The organism is Paractinoplanes rishiriensis (assembly GCF_016862375.1).
GTDB lineage: Bacteria > Actinomycetota > Actinomycetes > Mycobacteriales > Micromonosporaceae > Actinoplanes > Actinoplanes rishiriensis.
This window is the reverse complement of record NZ_BOMV01000054.1, coordinates 116,158-131,024: the sequence shown is the minus strand read 5'-3', so window position 1 is coordinate 131,024 and position 14,867 is coordinate 116,158. Positions and strand designations below refer to the sequence as shown.

The 14,867-nt window shown below is 70.8% G+C and carries 15 protein-coding genes and 1 pseudogene; 6 read left to right on the top strand and 10 right to left on the bottom strand.

Translation table 11 applies throughout. From position 1 onward, the window contains the following. Both Ari01nite_RS22770 and Ari01nite_RS22765 read right to left on the bottom strand, forming a co-directional pair. On the bottom strand, positions 1-211 hold a 211-nt coding region (locus tag Ari01nite_RS22770; RefSeq protein WP_369076772.1), incomplete at its 3' end, for an SPFH domain-containing protein. Positions 212-220: 9 nt separating this feature from the next. Further along, a complete protein-coding gene (locus tag Ari01nite_RS22765) occupies positions 221-670 on the bottom strand; it encodes an NfeD family protein (RefSeq protein ID WP_203783692.1) in 450 nt (149 codons plus the stop codon). 164 nt (positions 671-834) lie between these two features. Between Ari01nite_RS22765 and Ari01nite_RS22760 the strand changes: the two genes are divergently transcribed. Next, positions 835-2,139, top strand: a complete 1,305-nt coding sequence (locus tag Ari01nite_RS22760; RefSeq protein ID WP_203783658.1) for a serine hydrolase domain-containing protein — start codon at positions 835-837, stop codon at positions 2,137-2,139. Positions 2,140-2,305: 166 nt separating this feature from the next. Here Ari01nite_RS22760 and Ari01nite_RS22755 read toward each other — a convergent pair whose 3' ends face one another. Both Ari01nite_RS22755 and Ari01nite_RS22750 read right to left on the bottom strand, forming a co-directional pair. Then, the gene (locus Ari01nite_RS22755; protein ID WP_203783657.1) at positions 2,306-2,956 is read right to left on the bottom strand and encodes an SRPBCC domain-containing protein; all 651 of its coding nucleotides are present in this window, start codon (positions 2,954-2,956) and stop codon (positions 2,306-2,308) included. 2 nt (positions 2,957-2,958) lie between these two features. After that, positions 2,959-3,309 (bottom strand): ArsR/SmtB family transcription factor, encoded by a 351-nt coding sequence (locus Ari01nite_RS22750; RefSeq protein WP_203783655.1) that lies wholly within the window; start codon positions 3,307-3,309, stop codon positions 2,959-2,961. Between the two features lie 65 nt (positions 3,310-3,374). Here Ari01nite_RS22750 and Ari01nite_RS22745 point away from each other — a divergent pair, with 65 nt between their 5' ends. The 3 genes from Ari01nite_RS22745 to Ari01nite_RS22735 all read left to right on the top strand — a co-directional run bounded on the left by Ari01nite_RS22745 (position 3,375) and on the right by Ari01nite_RS22735 (position 5,236). Beyond that, on the top strand, positions 3,375-3,791 hold the full coding sequence (locus tag Ari01nite_RS22745) for an RpiB/LacA/LacB family sugar-phosphate isomerase (protein WP_203783653.1): 417 nt from the start codon (positions 3,375-3,377) through the stop codon (positions 3,789-3,791). 306 nt (positions 3,792-4,097) lie between these two features. Further along, positions 4,098-4,706: a permease-like cell division protein FtsX gene (locus Ari01nite_RS22740; protein ID WP_203783651.1), complete on the top strand. Its 609-nt coding sequence runs from the start codon at positions 4,098-4,100 to the stop codon at positions 4,704-4,706. Continuing rightward, positions 4,703-5,236: a SigE family RNA polymerase sigma factor gene (locus tag Ari01nite_RS22735; protein ID WP_239162926.1), complete on the top strand. Its 534-nt coding sequence runs from the start codon at positions 4,703-4,705 to the stop codon at positions 5,234-5,236. Before Ari01nite_RS22740 ends, Ari01nite_RS22735 begins: the two co-directional genes overlap by 4 nt. A 96-nt stretch (positions 5,237-5,332) precedes the next feature. On the opposite strand, the gene Ari01nite_RS22730 is transcribed toward Ari01nite_RS22735, so the two are convergent. From Ari01nite_RS22730 to Ari01nite_RS22715, 4 genes are all read right to left on the bottom strand, one after another. Continuing rightward, entirely contained in the window at positions 5,333-6,772 is a 1,440-nt protein-coding gene (locus Ari01nite_RS22730) for an LmeA family phospholipid-binding protein (RefSeq protein ID WP_203783648.1), read from the bottom strand. Positions 6,773-6,851: 79 nt separating this feature from the next. Then, positions 6,852-7,259, bottom strand: a complete 408-nt coding sequence (locus Ari01nite_RS22725; RefSeq protein WP_203783646.1) for a VOC family protein — start codon at positions 7,257-7,259, stop codon at positions 6,852-6,854. Between the two features lie 595 nt (positions 7,260-7,854). Beyond that, positions 7,855-9,174, bottom strand: a complete 1,320-nt coding sequence (locus tag Ari01nite_RS22720) for a lysyl oxidase family protein (protein ID WP_203783643.1) — start codon at positions 9,172-9,174, stop codon at positions 7,855-7,857. A 112-nt stretch (positions 9,175-9,286) separates the two neighbouring features. Next, the gene (locus Ari01nite_RS22715) at positions 9,287-11,302 is read right to left on the bottom strand and encodes an elongation factor G (protein ID WP_203783642.1); all 2,016 of its coding nucleotides are present in this window, start codon (positions 11,300-11,302) and stop codon (positions 9,287-9,289) included. Positions 11,303-11,496: 194 nt separating this feature from the next. Here Ari01nite_RS22715 and Ari01nite_RS51300 point away from each other — a divergent pair. Continuing rightward, a pseudogene (locus Ari01nite_RS51300) lies at positions 11,497-11,601 on the top strand (hypothetical protein); the annotation flags it as partial. Here Ari01nite_RS51300 and Ari01nite_RS22705 read toward each other — a convergent pair. Continuing rightward, a complete protein-coding gene (locus Ari01nite_RS22705; protein ID WP_438872216.1) occupies positions 11,552-12,556 on the bottom strand; it encodes a DMT family transporter in 1,005 nt (334 codons plus the stop codon). The pseudogene Ari01nite_RS51300 and the gene Ari01nite_RS22705 overlap by 50 nt on opposite strands. Before the next feature lie 120 nt (positions 12,557-12,676). Between Ari01nite_RS22705 and pdxR the strand changes: the two genes are divergently transcribed. Continuing rightward, entirely contained in the window at positions 12,677-14,047 is a 1,371-nt protein-coding gene (pdxR, locus tag Ari01nite_RS22700) for a MocR-like pyridoxine biosynthesis transcription factor PdxR (RefSeq protein WP_239162925.1), read from the top strand. Here the strand turns inward: pdxR and Ari01nite_RS22695 are convergent. Next, entirely contained in the window at positions 14,010-14,822 is an 813-nt protein-coding gene (locus Ari01nite_RS22695) for a DUF3097 domain-containing protein (RefSeq protein WP_203783641.1), read from the bottom strand. The two genes, pdxR and Ari01nite_RS22695, sit on opposite strands and share 38 nt — an antisense overlap. Between the last annotated feature and the right edge of the window lie 45 nt (positions 14,823-14,867).

Genomic DNA, 14,867 nt, shown 5'->3' with positions numbered 1-14,867 from the left:
AGACGACCTGCTCACGCATGTCGACCTTGCTCCGCACCGCATCGACGAACGGCACCAGCAGATTGAGGCCGGGACTGAGGGTCCGCTTGTACTTACCCAGGCGCTCCACCACGTCCATCCGCTGCTGGGGGACGATGCGGACGGACCGGAGCAGCGTGACGATGGCGAACACCACGATCACGATGACTAGGACACCGATCACTGCTTCCATGGCGCCTCTCTATATGTTTGGCAGATCGTCGCGCCACACGATCGCGGTGGCGCCCTTGACCTTGAGGACCCGGACGCGTTCGCCCGGGAGGTACTTCTCGTGGCCGTCAAACGACCGGGCCTGCCAGATCTCGCCGTCGATCTTGATCATGCCGCGGCCGCCGTCGACCTCTTCCAGTACCGTCCCGTGGCTGCCCTCGATAGCCTCGAGCCCGATCGGCGTCTCGCCGCTCTCGAGCGCGGGGCGGGCGTGCTTCAGGATGATCGGGCGCAGCGCGCCCACCGAGAGACCGGAGACGACCGCGAACACGATCACCTGAACGAGCAGGGGCGCACCGAGCGCGGCGGCACCGGCCGCCGCGAGTGCGCCCACCGAGAAGAAAATGATCAGCAGGCTGGCCGTGAAAGCTTCGGCGATCGCCAGCGCGATGCCGAGCACAATCCAGATAACCGCTTCCACCACTCGATCGTGACACGCTTGCGCACGCACGGCGATGGCCGTTTCGCGCGTAGCCATATCGGCGGTTCGCAGTTAGACCCATCAGTCCATCAGTCGAGGTCCATCAGTTGAGGTCCATCAGTTGAGGTCCATCAGTTGAGGTCCATCAGTCGAAAGGGTCCAGAGTGTCGCTGCTGCCGGAGACCGGACGACGGGTCGATGAGATCGCCGCCCGGGCGCAATCCGAGGGTCGTACGCCATCGCTGGCCCTCGCGGTCGTGCGGGACCGGGCCGTGCTGCACTTCGCCGGGGTGGGCGAACACCCCGTTCCGGACACAAAAACCCAGTACCGGCTGGGTTCGATCACCAAGTCGCTGACCGCCACACTGGTCATGCAACTGCGCGACGAGGGCTTCTTCGCCCTCGACGACCTGCTCTACCGGCACCTGCCCGGCACGTCGGTGGGCGGGGTCACGCTGCGCCAGCTGCTCGGCCACGTGTCCGGTCTCCAGCGCGAACCGGACGGCCCGTGGTGGGAGCGCAACCCGGGCGGCGACGTCGACAGGCTGCTGGCCGAGCTGGGCTACGACAAGTTGGCCGGCCCGCCGTTCCGCCGCTACCACTACTCGAACCTGGCATATGGCCTGCTCGGGGCGGTGCTGGAGCGGGTCACCGGGGAGAGCTGGTGGACGCTGGCCGGCAAGCGGGTGCTGGATCCGCTGGGCATGAAACGGACCACCTACGCGCCGATGGAGCCGTACGCCCGCGGCTACGTGGTCCACTCGCTGACCGGCGCGCTGCACGAGGAGCCGCGGTACGACTCGGGCGCGATGGCGCCGGCCGGCCAGCTCTGGTCGACCGTCACCGACATGGCGAAGTGGGCCGCCCTGCTCTCCGATCCGGCGCCCGCCGTGCTGCCCCGCGAGACCGTCGACGAGATGTGCGCGCCCGTGGTGATCAGCGACCTGGAGTCCTGGACTCGCGGATACGGCCTCGGCCTGCGCCTCTACCGGGTCGGCGAGCGCGTCTTCGTCGGCCACGGCGGCTCCATGCCCGGTTACGTGTCCCAGCTCGTGGTGCACCGCCGGAGCCGGCTCGGCGTGATCGCCTTCGCCAATTCGTACGGCTTGGACAAAACGCACATCAGCACGGTCGCCCTGGAAGCCCTGGCCACGGCCATCGACGCCGAGCCGTCGGTCCCGCGCGCCTGGGTGCCGCCCGCTCCGGCAACCGGCGAGGCGGCCGCGCTGATCGGCCGCTGGTGGTGGATGGGCCGCGAGTTCGAGATCCACGCCGACGGCGACGCCATCGTGATGACCGGCTCGAACCATGTTGACCGGTTTGTCCGCGAGTCCCCCGATGTCTGGCGCGGCGTCTCCGGCGAAAACGAGGGCGAATTCCTCCGCATTCTCCGCAGTCCCGACGGAGCACCAGAAAAACTCGACATAGCTACATTTGTGTTCGCACGCACCTCGGAGCACATCGCTTAAAAAGACCTATAAAGTACGCGTTTCCCACACCGGCCGCCTGCTCAGTATCGCCAGGCGTCCCCTCGCGCGCTCCACGCCCGTTCCGGCCCGGATGTGACCTCACGCCGGGGCACGGTGGGCGGCCTGCCGCCCACCGTCCCTCCGCCCCCCTGCAGAGCGAGATCCGTTAGTTCTGCGGCGTCTCCGGCGCGAAATGGGACACCCCGAAGGCGATGGCGGCCGCGAGGTCGTCGTCGCTGGTGTTCCAGGCCTTCTGCACGGCCGGTCCCCAGGCGTGGCAGCTGCGGGTGGCGAACTCCTTGACCTCGGCGCTGTCCTCCCAGCTGGCCGGGTCGAAGTCGGCCCCGCGCAGGTGCAGGTAGAGGCCCAGAAGCGCGAGGTCCCAGCCGCCGCCGATCCCGATGGTGCCGCCCGGACCGTAGGCCTTGACCATCTCGTCGACGATCTCGGCGGGCGAGGAGTGCTCCAGCTCGAACGTGGTCCGATCCCCGTCGCCGGCTGTCAGGCGTACCTCCACCTCGGTTTTCATGCCCTCACCCAGCTCCCAGGTGACCTTGAGCAGCCGCGGTTGCTCGCACCGCAGGATCTCGCCGCCCGCGTTGTCCTTGAGCTGGTATTTGCCACCGACCCGGAGGTCGCCCTCGACCACACCGAGCCAGCGCCCCAGCCGGTCCCGGTCGGTGCAGGCGTCCCAGACATCCTCGATGGCGGCGTCATAAACCCGGCGCAGCAGCACCGACCGCCCCGGCCCCGAAGCCACCGGCTGGCTGCCGATCTCGCGGTGGGTGGCGTTGATCTGGTTGACGATGTCGAACACGGTTATTCCTGCCTTTCGGGGTTGTCGGTCGGTCGCACGCGTTTGCCCCGGGCGAGCTCGGTGGCCAGGGCGTCCAGGCGCTGGTTCCAGAAGCCGCGGAAGCGTTCGAGCCACACGTATGCCTCCTCGAGCGGCGCCGCGTCGACCGAGTAGAGCCGCCTGGTCCCCTCGGCCCGCACGGTCGCGAAGCCCGACTCCCGCAACACCTTGAGGTGCTGCGAAACCGCCGGCGGCGTGATCCCGAACTCGGCCCGGATGACGTCACCGATGGCACCGGCACTCTGCTCCCCCTCGGCGAGCAGCTCCAAAATCCGCCGCCGGACCGGCTCTCCCAGAACATCGAACGCGTGCACGGCAGAACTATGTCAGCCGCGGCTTAATTAAGTCAAGCCTGAAATAAGGGCGATAGGCTTCGCCCATGCGGGTAGCGTTCGCGAGCGACGACGAGAACGAGACGACCCGGGCGGTGGTCGCGGCCCTGACCGAGGAGGGTCACGAGGTGATCCGGCCGCAGGGTTCGGAGAGCTGGCCCGATCTGGGCCGCTTCGTCGGCCGCGCGGTCGTCGAGGGCCGGGCCGACTACGGCGTGGTGATGTGCTGGACCGGCACCGGCACGGCGATCGCCGCCAACAAGGTCCCCGGCGTCCGCGCCGCACTGGCCTGGGACCCGTGGATAGCCCGCGGCGCCCGCCTCTGGAACGACGCGAACGTGCTGGCCATGAGCCTCAAACGGCTGGCACCGGACGTGGCGGTCGAGGTGCTGCAGGCGTTCCTGGACACGTCGGAGCCCGACCCCGACGAGGCGGCGAACATCGCCGCCGTCGAACACGGCTGACGGCGCGTCGCACCGCGGTCCCCGGCGGAGACTTCAGGTAGGACGCCGCTTCGGACGGGTAGCCGCCACGGCCGGACCGTGTTGATGAACGCAACCCCGGCCAGCAGCGCCGCCTCGGCGTACGCCCGGGCGAGGTCCGGCCTGCCGCTCGGCGCGGAGTAGAGCAGCACCCCGGCACCCGCCAGGGATGACGCTACCGGGGCAGGGCCGCCGACCATCGATGTGACCGGATCGCGCTGCCATCCAGTCATACCGGCAGAGGCCCGAAACGGTACGACCCCGAAACGGTATGACGAGGAGCGGACAGTGGAACGAGATCTGCGGCAACAGTTCGACGACGCGGTCGGTGACGACCCCGGCTTCGCGCCCGGGGAGTTGGCGCTCGCCGCCATCAGCGAGGGTGGCCGGATGCGCCGCCGGCGGCAGCGGCTGACCGTGGCCGGGGTGGCGGCCGGCGTGGTCCTGGTGATGAGTGTCGGCGCCGGCCTCAACCAGGCGATCGGGACGGATCGGCCGGTGACCGTGGAAGCGGCGATGATGCCGATGGCGGCCGCGTCGTGCACCGAGCATCCGGTGGAGCGGGACGCCACCGACGTGCTGGTCTTTCTCCAGCGGGGGCTGGCCGGCCCGGAGCGGGCGGCGGTCGAGGCGGCGCTGAGCGGTGATCCGCGGGTGGCGGCCGTGCTTTTCGAAAGTCGCGCGCAGGCCTACGAGAGGTTCAAGGTCCGCTGGCAGGACGAGCCTGACCTCGTCGCGGCGGTCGGCGCCGACGCCTTCCCCGAGTCGTTCCGGTTGCGGCTGGTGGCGGCGTCGGAGTACACCGCCTTCCGCGCGCAGTATGCGACGATGGCCGGCGTCCAAGAGATCATCGGCCGGCGGTGTTCGACGGACGCCCCCGTCGGAGGGGTCCTGTGACCGCAATTCACACCGGTGTCGGTCGTCGGCGCGGCCGCGTGTCGCACGACGAGGAGTTCACCGCGTTCGTGGAATCCGTCGGCACCCGGCTGCGGCGCAGCGCCTACCTGATGTGCCGGGACTGGCATCTCGCGCAGGATCTGACCCAGCACACGCTCGCGAAGATGTACTCGGTCTGGGACCGGATCCGCACCGGGACCAACCTCGAGGCGTACAGCAGACGGGTTTTGATGAATGCCGTCTTCGACCAGCAGCGGCGACGCAGCCGCACCGAGGTCGTGCTGGCGGACCTGCCGGACCAGCCGGAACGCACCCCGCCCGGGACGCCGGAGCTGCGCCTGGCCCTGGTGGACGCGCTGGCCCGCCTCGCGGTCGAGGAGCGGGCCGTGCTCGTGCTGCGCCACGCTGAGGACCACAGCGTCGAAACGGTGGCCGCGATCCTCGGTGTCTCCGCCTCGGTGGTCAAGATGCGCACTGCTCGGGCGCTGAGCCGGCTGCGAACGCTCCTAGGAGAGGAATTCCGCACTTGACGAGTCACTACGACGGTTTCGCGGCGAACTCCTCCCGCCCCACCTCGGCGCCCGGACGGCGTTCCTGTGCTTCCTCTTCTTCGTGCTGGAAGCGGGCTAGCACCCCCCGCCCAGCAGGCCCTTGCTCAGGGTCACGTCCCTACCGGTGAGCCGGATGCGGAGGCCGCCCGGAACCACCTCCACCTGCCGGTACTCGAGGCCGGCCGGAAGTGCCTGGAGCGCGTACGTGGTGTTCTCCGACTTCAGCTCGGCGAACACGTCGGCGGCCGGGAACAGAGTGTCGAACATCCCGATCCGCTGCGGGGCGATCTCCAGTTTGTTGCCGGCGATGGCGGGCGCGGCAAAGACGGTGACGGGCATGGTGCGGCCGGCCGAGCCGACGGTGGTGACGGTCAGCAAACCTTTGTCAGCACCGTACGTGGTCACCGCGCCCTTCGGTTTGGGCAGGCTGGAGAACGGCTGCACGGTCACGCCGCTGACCACCACCCTGATCCCGCCGGAGTCGACCGTGACCGACCGGTACCGGATGCCGGCCGGGAGCGCGGGCAGCCGGCGGGACAGGTCCTCCTGCTTGATCTGGGCGAGGACCAGCTTGGCGATCAGGTCGCTGGGCGGCCGGTTGGCGCCGAAAATCTGCACCGAGCGAGGCTCCAGGGTCATCGCGCCGCCGGCGAGCCGGGGCTGGGCGTAGATGGTCAGCGGGATGTTGACGATCGGCGGGATCTCGAACGCGGTGGAGATGCCGAGCAGCCCGTCCCGCGCCGAGTAGGACACCGTACGGCCGGCGAAGCTGGTGGGCAGTTGGTTCAGCGGCGTCGTGGACACACCCGCGAGTGCCACGTGCAGCCCGTCGCTCCTCGGGGTGATCGACCGGTAGTTGAGCCCCGCGGGCAGGGCCGGCAGCTTCTGCCTGCGAACCCCGCCGGTCATCGAACCCACCTGCGCGGCGGGCAGCGTACGCCCGAAGATTGTCAGTCGTTGCGGTGTCGAGGTGATGGTGTTCCCGTTGATGTCCATCTTCAGATAAAGCCTGGTCCGCACGTCCTTGGCGGCCGCGGGCGGGACCGTGACCTCGATCGCCAGCGTCCCGTCCGGCGCGCGGCGGTAACTGGGCACGGGCTGACCGTCCGGCGGGTCGGGCAGGTTCGCGAAACCGATGGTGATCGCCGCGTCCATACTGCCGACCCGGGTGACGTCCGGTTCCGGCTGGCTGACGTCACGCAGGGTGGCGGCGAACGACGCGTGCTCGACCCCGCTCATGGTGAGGTCCGGCATCGTCAACTCGATCTCGGCCAGCCGGCGGCGCACCAGTTGGGGCAGCAGCGCGCCGCCCCGCACGGTGACTTCCGGCGGGGCGGCGGCCATGCCGGGACAGGCGACCTGCGCGGCCACGAGATCGCGGAGGTAGGCACCGAGCAGCCGGTTCACGACCGGCATCGGCACCACCGCAAAGACCAGAACAATCAAAAGCACACCGGCGAGCCCGTACGCCACCAGCCGGGTCCACCGTCGCCGCGCGATCCTGAAACGCGTCACCGGCCCCTCCGCGTCAACAGAACTAGAACACGTTCTTATTGACAGGCTACGATACAGCGCACCCGGGGTTTGTCGACCCTCAGCCCTGCTGGAGGATCCGGATCGCGTTGCCGAACGGGTCCCGCAGCCCCATGTCGGTGCCGTAGAAGTGGGCGGTGGGCTCCTGGGTGAAGTCGGTGAAACCACTGGCCTTGAGCGACTCGTACAGCCCTTGGACATCGTCCGAGTTGAGCACGAGGCCGTTCATGGCCCCCGTGGTGACCAGCTCACGGATCTGCTGGGCGGTGGCCTCGTCGTGCAGCGGCGGACCAGGCTGCTCCAGCGAGATCTCGGTGCCGCCCTCACCCGGTACCCGCACGGTCAGCCACCGGTAGGACCCCTGCTGGACGTCGTTACCCTTCTCCAGCCCAAGCTTGCCAACGTAGAACTCCAACGCCTCATCCTTGTCGAGAACAAAGATCGAGGTGACGTTCAGCTTCGTGATCATCGCAAACTCCCCTGCCGTGCCGACAAAAACATCGTCAGGTTAGGCAGGACACCGAGACCCCGGCTTCTCGAAAACTGCTCAATCGGGGCGGGGCGCCCACCCCGCAGCACCCAACCGGCCACGACGACCGCCCCTCGGCCCCGGCGGCGTCTCCCCCGCGGTGTTCGGCGATGGCCCGGTCGGTGCCTTCCGTTTCTGCCAGGGTGACCGCATGGACCGTCTAATCGAGACCGCCTGCGCTCTCATGGGCGTTTACGCAGCAATAGCCAACTGGCGTGCCATCCTCAATCTGCCATAGCCGCCCCGCGGTCAGCAGTCCTCCCCGGCACCTGAATTTGCAGCTCAACGGCTCCGCGGAGAGAAAACTGGCATTGTCGGCGACTGGCCTCCCTCGGCCGGCGTGACCTGCGGCGTCGCCGTGACCACGGCAAGGCCCGGCGCCATGCCGCGCGCATATACCAGACATTCCAGCAGTCCCGCGGCGACCAAATCCCCCGCATCCCTGGAGAACCGCACTGACCGCCGATTCTGATAGAGCGACTTCCGGTGGGCCGCGTCCGCGCAAACCGCACGGACGCGGCCACCCGGAAACGCTCTAGACGCAGGCGGGACCGCTGCCCAGCAGCTGGGCCGCCGGGGTTTCGGTGGCCAGGCCGCTCAGCCGCACGATCACGCTGCCGCAGTTGTTGGTGTCGCTGCTCTCCTGGAGTTTGTTCTCCGGGTCTACCCGGGTGAACAGCACGTACGTGCCGTCGGCCAGGCCGGACGTGTCGATGTACTGGTCGGGGAGATACCAGTTGTAGCGGTCCGCCCAGCCGCGGGACATGCCGTACCAGAAGTACTCGGTGGTGCCCTCCACGCTCTTCGGGTCCAGGCAGTCGGGCGCCGGGTAGGACATCGGCGCGTCGCCCTTCCGGCCGAACGTGACCAGGTCGGTGTCGGCCACGCAGAAGCTCACCTTGTCGCCCTCGGCCGCGGGAGCCGTGCCGACCACCTTGCCGGTGCTGTCGGCCAGCCACAGGTCCGACTGGGCGAAGCCCTTGAAGTGGTAATGGCCGTGCACCGGGTGGAACTCCACCAGGCCGGCGTCGCGGTCGGTGTAGCCGCCGGCCGAGCGGAAGATCCGCTGGACCACCGGCTCGTCCTGCCGCACCCCGGCCTGCCGGTTGAAGCGCAGCTCCACCGGGCCCTCGCCGATGTTCTGCAGCACCTGGTCGAAGCGCAGGCACTGCACCGCGGCATGCTCGGTGCGTTCCGAGTCGAAGCAGGACTGACCGGGCTGCGCGGTGTCGCCGAAGATCGTGCCGGGGTTGTCGTAGGTGACGTTCTCCTGCGGCAGGGACTTGAGGTCGGGCAGCAGGTTACGCACCGGCTTCGCGGCCGGGTCGTACTCCACCTCGGCCAGCGCCTCGTACGGGATCACCGGGTCGGGGTCGACGGCGCCGAACGTGACGCCGTAGGAGACGTAGATGGTGTACGTGCCGTCGGTCGCCGACCGCAGCAGCAGCGACTGGGCCAGGCCGACGCCGGCCGTGGACTTCGCCACCAGGGTGCGGCCGCGGTAGACGAAGAGGCCGAGAGCGCCCTCGGTGGCGCCGTCCCAGCGGACCGCGACCTGCACCCCGCCGGGCTTGCGCCAGACGTTGTCCGGCAGGTCGACGACGAGGGTCAGCCTGTCGCAGTGGACCGCGGCGCACTCGGGCACCGACGGCGTGACCGGACCGGTCGAGCTCACCGAGCCGGCCCAGAGCTTGGCCGGGCCGGCGCTGGTCAGTTTGATTTTGGTGGGGTCGGCGGCATCGGCCGCGGCCGACATCCCGTAGACGGCGAGGGCGGTGGCTAGCAGAACGGGAACGACGCGCCGGAGGGAACGGGCCAGATCACGCCGGAAAGTGGACGATGTTTGCAGTCGCATAGCGGTGTCCTCTGGTTGTGCGAAGAGGGAACGACTGTCTGCTGTAGATCGTCGACGACGGCGCCGAGTGTATCCAAGATCCGCCGGAATGCATCGAAAACCCGAAGGAAATTCATCGAGGTACGGCGCGGAACCAGGATTCGCGATCGGCCGGGTCGGGTCCACGCCGCCGCTGGGTCGGTTCCGGCCGGCCCAGCACCGGGGCGTAGTGGTCGAACCGGGTCACCAGAATGCCCTCGCCGGTGGTCAGGTCGGGCAACGCGGCAGCGAGCCGGGGAATCTGGGCGGACGGCAGATGCCCGGTGAGCCGCACATATCCGGCAGCGGTCCCGGTGTCCGGTACCGGCGCCCCCGAAAGGCCGGTGTCCCGGACCGGCGGCCCCAAAAGCCCGGTGTCCAGGATCAGTGCACCCAGGCGGCCCAACACCGCGGCCACCGGGCCGTGCGCCGGACGCGGCAGGTCCAGTTCGAACCGGTTGACCGGCTGGCAGACCTGGGTGCCGGCCCGGCGCAGCGCGGCGGCCACCACGACCGGGGCCAGGTTGCGGAAGTCCGCCGCGACGCTCGACACCGACTTGTCGAATTTCTGGTGCGGCCGGCTCTGCCGCGGGTAGTACTGCGAGGACGTCATGGTGACCACGCAGTCGGTGACCGGCCAGCCGGACCGGCCCTGGCGCAGGGCCGCGCGTACCCCCTCCTCGGTGGCCGCCACGAAGGCCGGCGGCAGGCGGCCGGGCTCGATTCCGGCGGCGAACTCGATGCCGTGCCCCACCGGTGCGGCCTCGATCCGGAGCCCGATCCCGGCGAGGTACGGGTTGCCGTTCTCCTGCACCCGGTCCGCTGCGGTGCCGGTGCCGGTGACCCGTTCGATGCACGCGACGGTGATGTCGCCGAAGCGCGCCTTGACCCCGTACCGGTCCGCCAGCAGCGCCCCGATGACCTCCCGCTGCACCTCGCCGTGCAGCGAGACCACCGCCTCGCCGGCGCGCTCGTCGAGGCGCAGGCCGATCAGCGGGTCCTCGTCCGCCAACTCGGCCAGCCCGGCGAACAGCGCGGTCCGCTGCGCCGGGTCGACCGGCTCGACGAGCGCCTGGAGGGTCGCCGGCGGGAACCGGTGCGCGCGCCGCTCGGGCGGGGCGCCGAGGGTCTCGCCGATCCGGGCCGACGTGCCGCGCAGCACCGCGATCTGCCCGGCGCCGGCCGCCCGGTCCACCTCCACGCCGCCATGCCGGCTGACCGCGACCTGGGTGATCCGCTCGGGCCGGCGTCCGGCGAACGCGACCCGGTCGCGGACCCGGATCTCGCCGGACCACAGCCGCACCCAGGCGCGCCGGCCGTTCTCGTCCCGGCCGACCGCGAAGACGCTGCCGGCGGGCGGGCCGTCCCACTCGCGGGCGCGCGGCAACAGACCGGCCAGGGCCCGGCGCAACTGCGGCACCCCGGCGCCGGTCAGCGCCGAGCCGTGCACGACGGGAGTGAGTGCGCCGCGGCGTACGCCCTTCCGGATGGCCTTGCGGACGGCGGCGCGACGCGGCGGCTCACCGGCGAGCCACGCCTCGAGGATCCGGTCGTCCACCTCCGCAACCGCCTCGACGACGGGCTCGGCGTCGAGGGCCACGGCGTCGACGCCCGCGTGCCGCTGCCCGGCGTCGCGGACCGCGGTGAGCAGGACGAGGTTCTGAGTGAGCCGGTGCCGAGCCTGCGCCACCACCCGGGCCACGTCGGCACCGGCGCGGTCCACCTTGTTGACGAACAGCACGGTCGGCACGCCGATCCGGCGCAGGGCCCGCCAGATCACGACGGTCTGCGGCTGGACGCCTTCGACGCCGGACACCACGAGCACCGCCGAGTCGAGCACCGCGAGGGACCGCTCCACCTCGGCGATGAAGTCGGGATGGCCCGGGGTGTCGAGCAGGTTGACCGTCAGGTCGCCGATCGCGAACGAGGTCACCGCCGCGCGGATCGTGATGCCGCGCCGGCGCTCCAACTCCATCGCGTCGGTGCGGGTGGTGCCGGCGTCCACGCTGCCGGGCTCGGTCAGGACGCCCGCCTCGAACAGCAGGCGCTCGGTCAGGCTGGTTTTGCCGGCGTCAACATGTGCGACGACGCCGAGATTGAGAAAGGCCAACGGGCAACTCCACGGTGGGACGGTCAGGGGTCCGGAGCGTGGAAGTTGCTCGCATGGTTGTCTCCTCTCGGTGCCGATTCGGGTCGATCGTGGCACGGGGCGGTGCACCGGGCCACCGATTTAACCGGTAATGGTGCGACTACGCCGCGACTGCGCACTGGAGTTGCGGCGCCCGGCTGAGCAGAGTGCCAAGGATGCCGACCAGAGCGGAAGTGATGCTGCAGAGCCTCCCGGTTCAGCACCGGGAAATCATCGTCGCGACATACTTCCGCGGCCGGACGACACCGGAGGCGGCACATCGGCTCGGTCTTGCCCAGGGCACCGCGAAATCCCGGCTCTATCAGGCGATGCGCGACCTGTCCGAGATGGTGGCGACGAACTGGCCGGAGCACGCCCCGACGGGGCGGCGCGGAACCCGAGTGCCAGGCCGGCGGCGACCACGGCGACACCGAGCCACACCATGACGCCGGGCACCGGCCCGCCCAGGGCTACGCCGGCCACCGCGGCCGCGATCGGGGCCACGCCGGTTAACAGGCCGGCCCGGGCCGAGCCGATGCGTTCGACGCAGGAATACCAGAGGACGAACGCCACCGCGGTCACCGCCACCGCCAGATAGGCGCCGGCCAGCACGTCGTCCGCGCCGAGGCGGCCGAGGGCACCCGGGCCCTCCCAGACCAGGCCGGTGACCGCGAAGACGACCGCCGCCAGCCAGCAGGCGTGCACCGAGACGCCGAACGCGCCGTGCCGGCCCAGCACCGGCACCGCCAGCAGCGTGAAGCCGGCCTCGCAGGCGAACGTCACCACGGCCCACAACAGGCCGGTCAGATCCGCGCGACCGAAGCCCTGCACCAGCGCCGCACCGCCGGTCACCACGACTGCCGCGGCGACCAGGCGGGGTGCCGGGCCGTGTCCTTCCAGCAGCGGGCCGGCCACCGCGAGCAGCACCGGCACGCAGGCCACCGCGACGCCCAGCACGGCCGGTTCGGCGTGCCGGGAGCCCAGCACCAGGGCCACGTTGAACAGCAGCATGCCGGTCAGCACCACGCCCACCAGCCACAGCCAGTCGGTGCCGCGCGGGCGCACCAGGCGGCGGCCGGTCAGCCGCACGAAGAGGACCAGGAGCAGGCAGGCCACGGCGTACCGGGCGGCCTGCACGGTGAACATCGGGGCGTCGGCGAGAGCGCCCGAGACGGCGACGCTGCCGCCGACGAAGACCATGCCGGCGGCGCCGGCCAGGGCGGGAAGGAGGGTCACGCGTTCCATGCTCGGTGCGAGTATGGTCCGGTTGAAGGACCAATCCAGGTACGCCGAGGAGGACCAATTTCCGGGTCGGACTTCCTCCAGTTGCGGCCCGCGGACGCGCCGGTCAAAGGGTTGACGGCCTGGCTGGCGTCCGGGCTGCGGGCGGCGATCGTGACCGGCCGGCTCACGCCCGGTGACCGGTTGCCGGCTACCCGGCAGCTCGCTGCGGAACTCGCGGTGTCCCGCGGTGTGGTCGTCGACGCCTACCAGCGGTTGATCGACGAGGGGCTGGCCACGGCCCGTACCGGCGCGGGCACCGTGGTGGCGGACCGCGGCGTGCGGCCGCTGGCGCCGTCCGACCGGCGGCGGCAGGTGCGGGAACTGCGGCTGCCGATGCCGGCCGGCGACGGGATCGACGTCGACCTGTCGCCGGGCGTACCGGATCTGTCTGCCTTTCCCCGCACCAGCTGGTTGCGCGCCGAGCGTGCCGTGCTCGACGAGATCACCGCGGTCGATCTCGGATACGGCGATCCGGGCGGCGCCCCGCGGCTGCGCGCCGAACTGGCCGGCTGGCTCGCACGCACCCGCGGCATCCGGGCCGAGCCGGACGACATCATCGTGGTGAGCGGGGTGGCGCAGGCCCTCGCGCTGCTGGCGCAGACGCTGCGGGCGGGCGGCGTCTCGGTGGCCGCGGTGGAGGATCCGGGGTCACGCGGGGCGCGGGACCAGATGGCCCATTGGGGAGTACGCGCGGCCGGCGTGCCCGTCGACGACGAGGGCATCCTGGTCGACCGCATCGAGCACAGCGTCGCCGTGCTGACCCCGGCACACCAGTTCCCCACCGGCGTGGTGCTGAGCCCGGCCCGGCGCCGCCGGCTGCTCGCCTGGGCTGCGGCCGGCGGCCTGATCGTCGAGGACGACTACGACGCCGAGCACCGCTACGACCGGCAGCCGGTGGCCGCGCTGCAGGGTTCCGCGCCGGACCGCGTCGCGTACGCGGGCAGTGTCTCGAAGTCTCTTGCCCCGGGCATGCGGCTCGGCTGGCTGATCGCGCCGCGCTCGATGCAACCGGCCCTGCTGGCCGCCAAGCACGACACCGACCTGGGCAGCCCGGCGATCCCGCAGCTCGTGCTGGCCCGGCTGCTGGCCACCGGCGACTACGAGCGGCACCTGCGGGCCGTGCGCACCCGGCAGCGGCGACGGCGCGACGCCCTGCTCGCCGGGCTGCGCCGGCACCTGCCGCAGGCCCGGGTGGCGGGCGTCGCGGCCGGCCTGCACCTGCTGATCCTGCTGCCCGAGGGCACCGCCGACACCGACCTGGCCGACCGGGCCGCGCGCGCCGGCGTACGCGTGCACCCCCTGTCCTGGCACCGCCTGGAACCCGGACCTCCCGGCCTGGTCCTCGGTTATGCGGCGCAGGCGCCGGACCGGCTGGCCGAGGCCGCGGAGCGGCTGGGCCGGGCTCTCAAACTTGATCCTCGAGGACCGTCACGAAGTCGATGAGTCGCTCCATCGAGTTGATCAGTGGCGTCTCGACGTCCTTGTAGCTGCTCACCTCGCGCAGGATGCGCCGCCACATGTCGGCCGGCTCGCGCACGCCGACCGCCGCGCAGATGCCCTCCTTCCACGGGCGGCCGGGCGGGATGACCGGCCATTCGCGCAGGCCGATCCGCTCGGGTTTGACCGCCTGCCAGATGTCGACGTACGGGTGGCCGGTGACCAGCACGTTCGGGTCGGTCACCGCGGCCACGATGCGGCTCTCCTTGGAACCGGGCACCAGGTGGTCGACGAGGACGCCGAGGCGGCGCGCCGGTCCGGGCCGGAAGGCGCGCACGGCCGCGGGCAGGTCGTCGATGCCGTCCAGCGGCTCCACCACCACGCCCTCGATCCGCAGGTCGTCGCCCCAGATGCGCTCGACCAGCGCGGCGTCGTGGATGCCCTCGACCCAGATCCGGCTGGCCTTGGCGACCTGCGCCTGGACGCCCGCGACGGCGACCGAACCCGAAGCGGTCAGGCGACGCTGGGCCGGTGCGGCCGAGGGTGCCGGCCTGCGCAGGGTGACCGGCCGGCCGTCGAGCAGGAACGCGGCCGGTGCCAGCGGAAAGTTGCGGCGCTTGCCGTGCCTGTCCTCGAGAACCACGGCGCCGAGCTCGAAGCCGACCACCGCACCGCAGAAGCCGGAGTCGACGTCCTCGACCACCAGGTCCCGTTCGGCGTCCACCTCGGGCACCACTTTTCGACGGCGCCAGTTGCCCTTGAGAACATCCTCCCCATACATGGCAAGCAAAGTAACCCGTGCGTTGGGACACGCCGCTTCTGACGC

Coding starts and splice junctions, on each gene's coding strand:
- Ari01nite_RS22745 (WP_203783653.1), top strand. CDS start 3,375: ATGCGGGTAGCGTTCGCGAGCGACGACGAGAACGAGACGACCCGGGCG.
- Ari01nite_RS22725 (WP_203783646.1), bottom strand. CDS start 7,259: ATGATCACGAAGCTGAACGTCACCTCGATCTTTGTTCTCGACAAGGAT.
- Ari01nite_RS22720 (WP_203783643.1), bottom strand. CDS start 9,174: ATGCGACTGCAAACATCGTCCACTTTCCGGCGTGATCTGGCCCGTTCC.
- Ari01nite_RS22695 (WP_203783641.1), bottom strand. CDS start 14,822: ATGTATGGGGAGGATGTTCTCAAGGGCAACTGGCGCCGTCGAAAAGTG.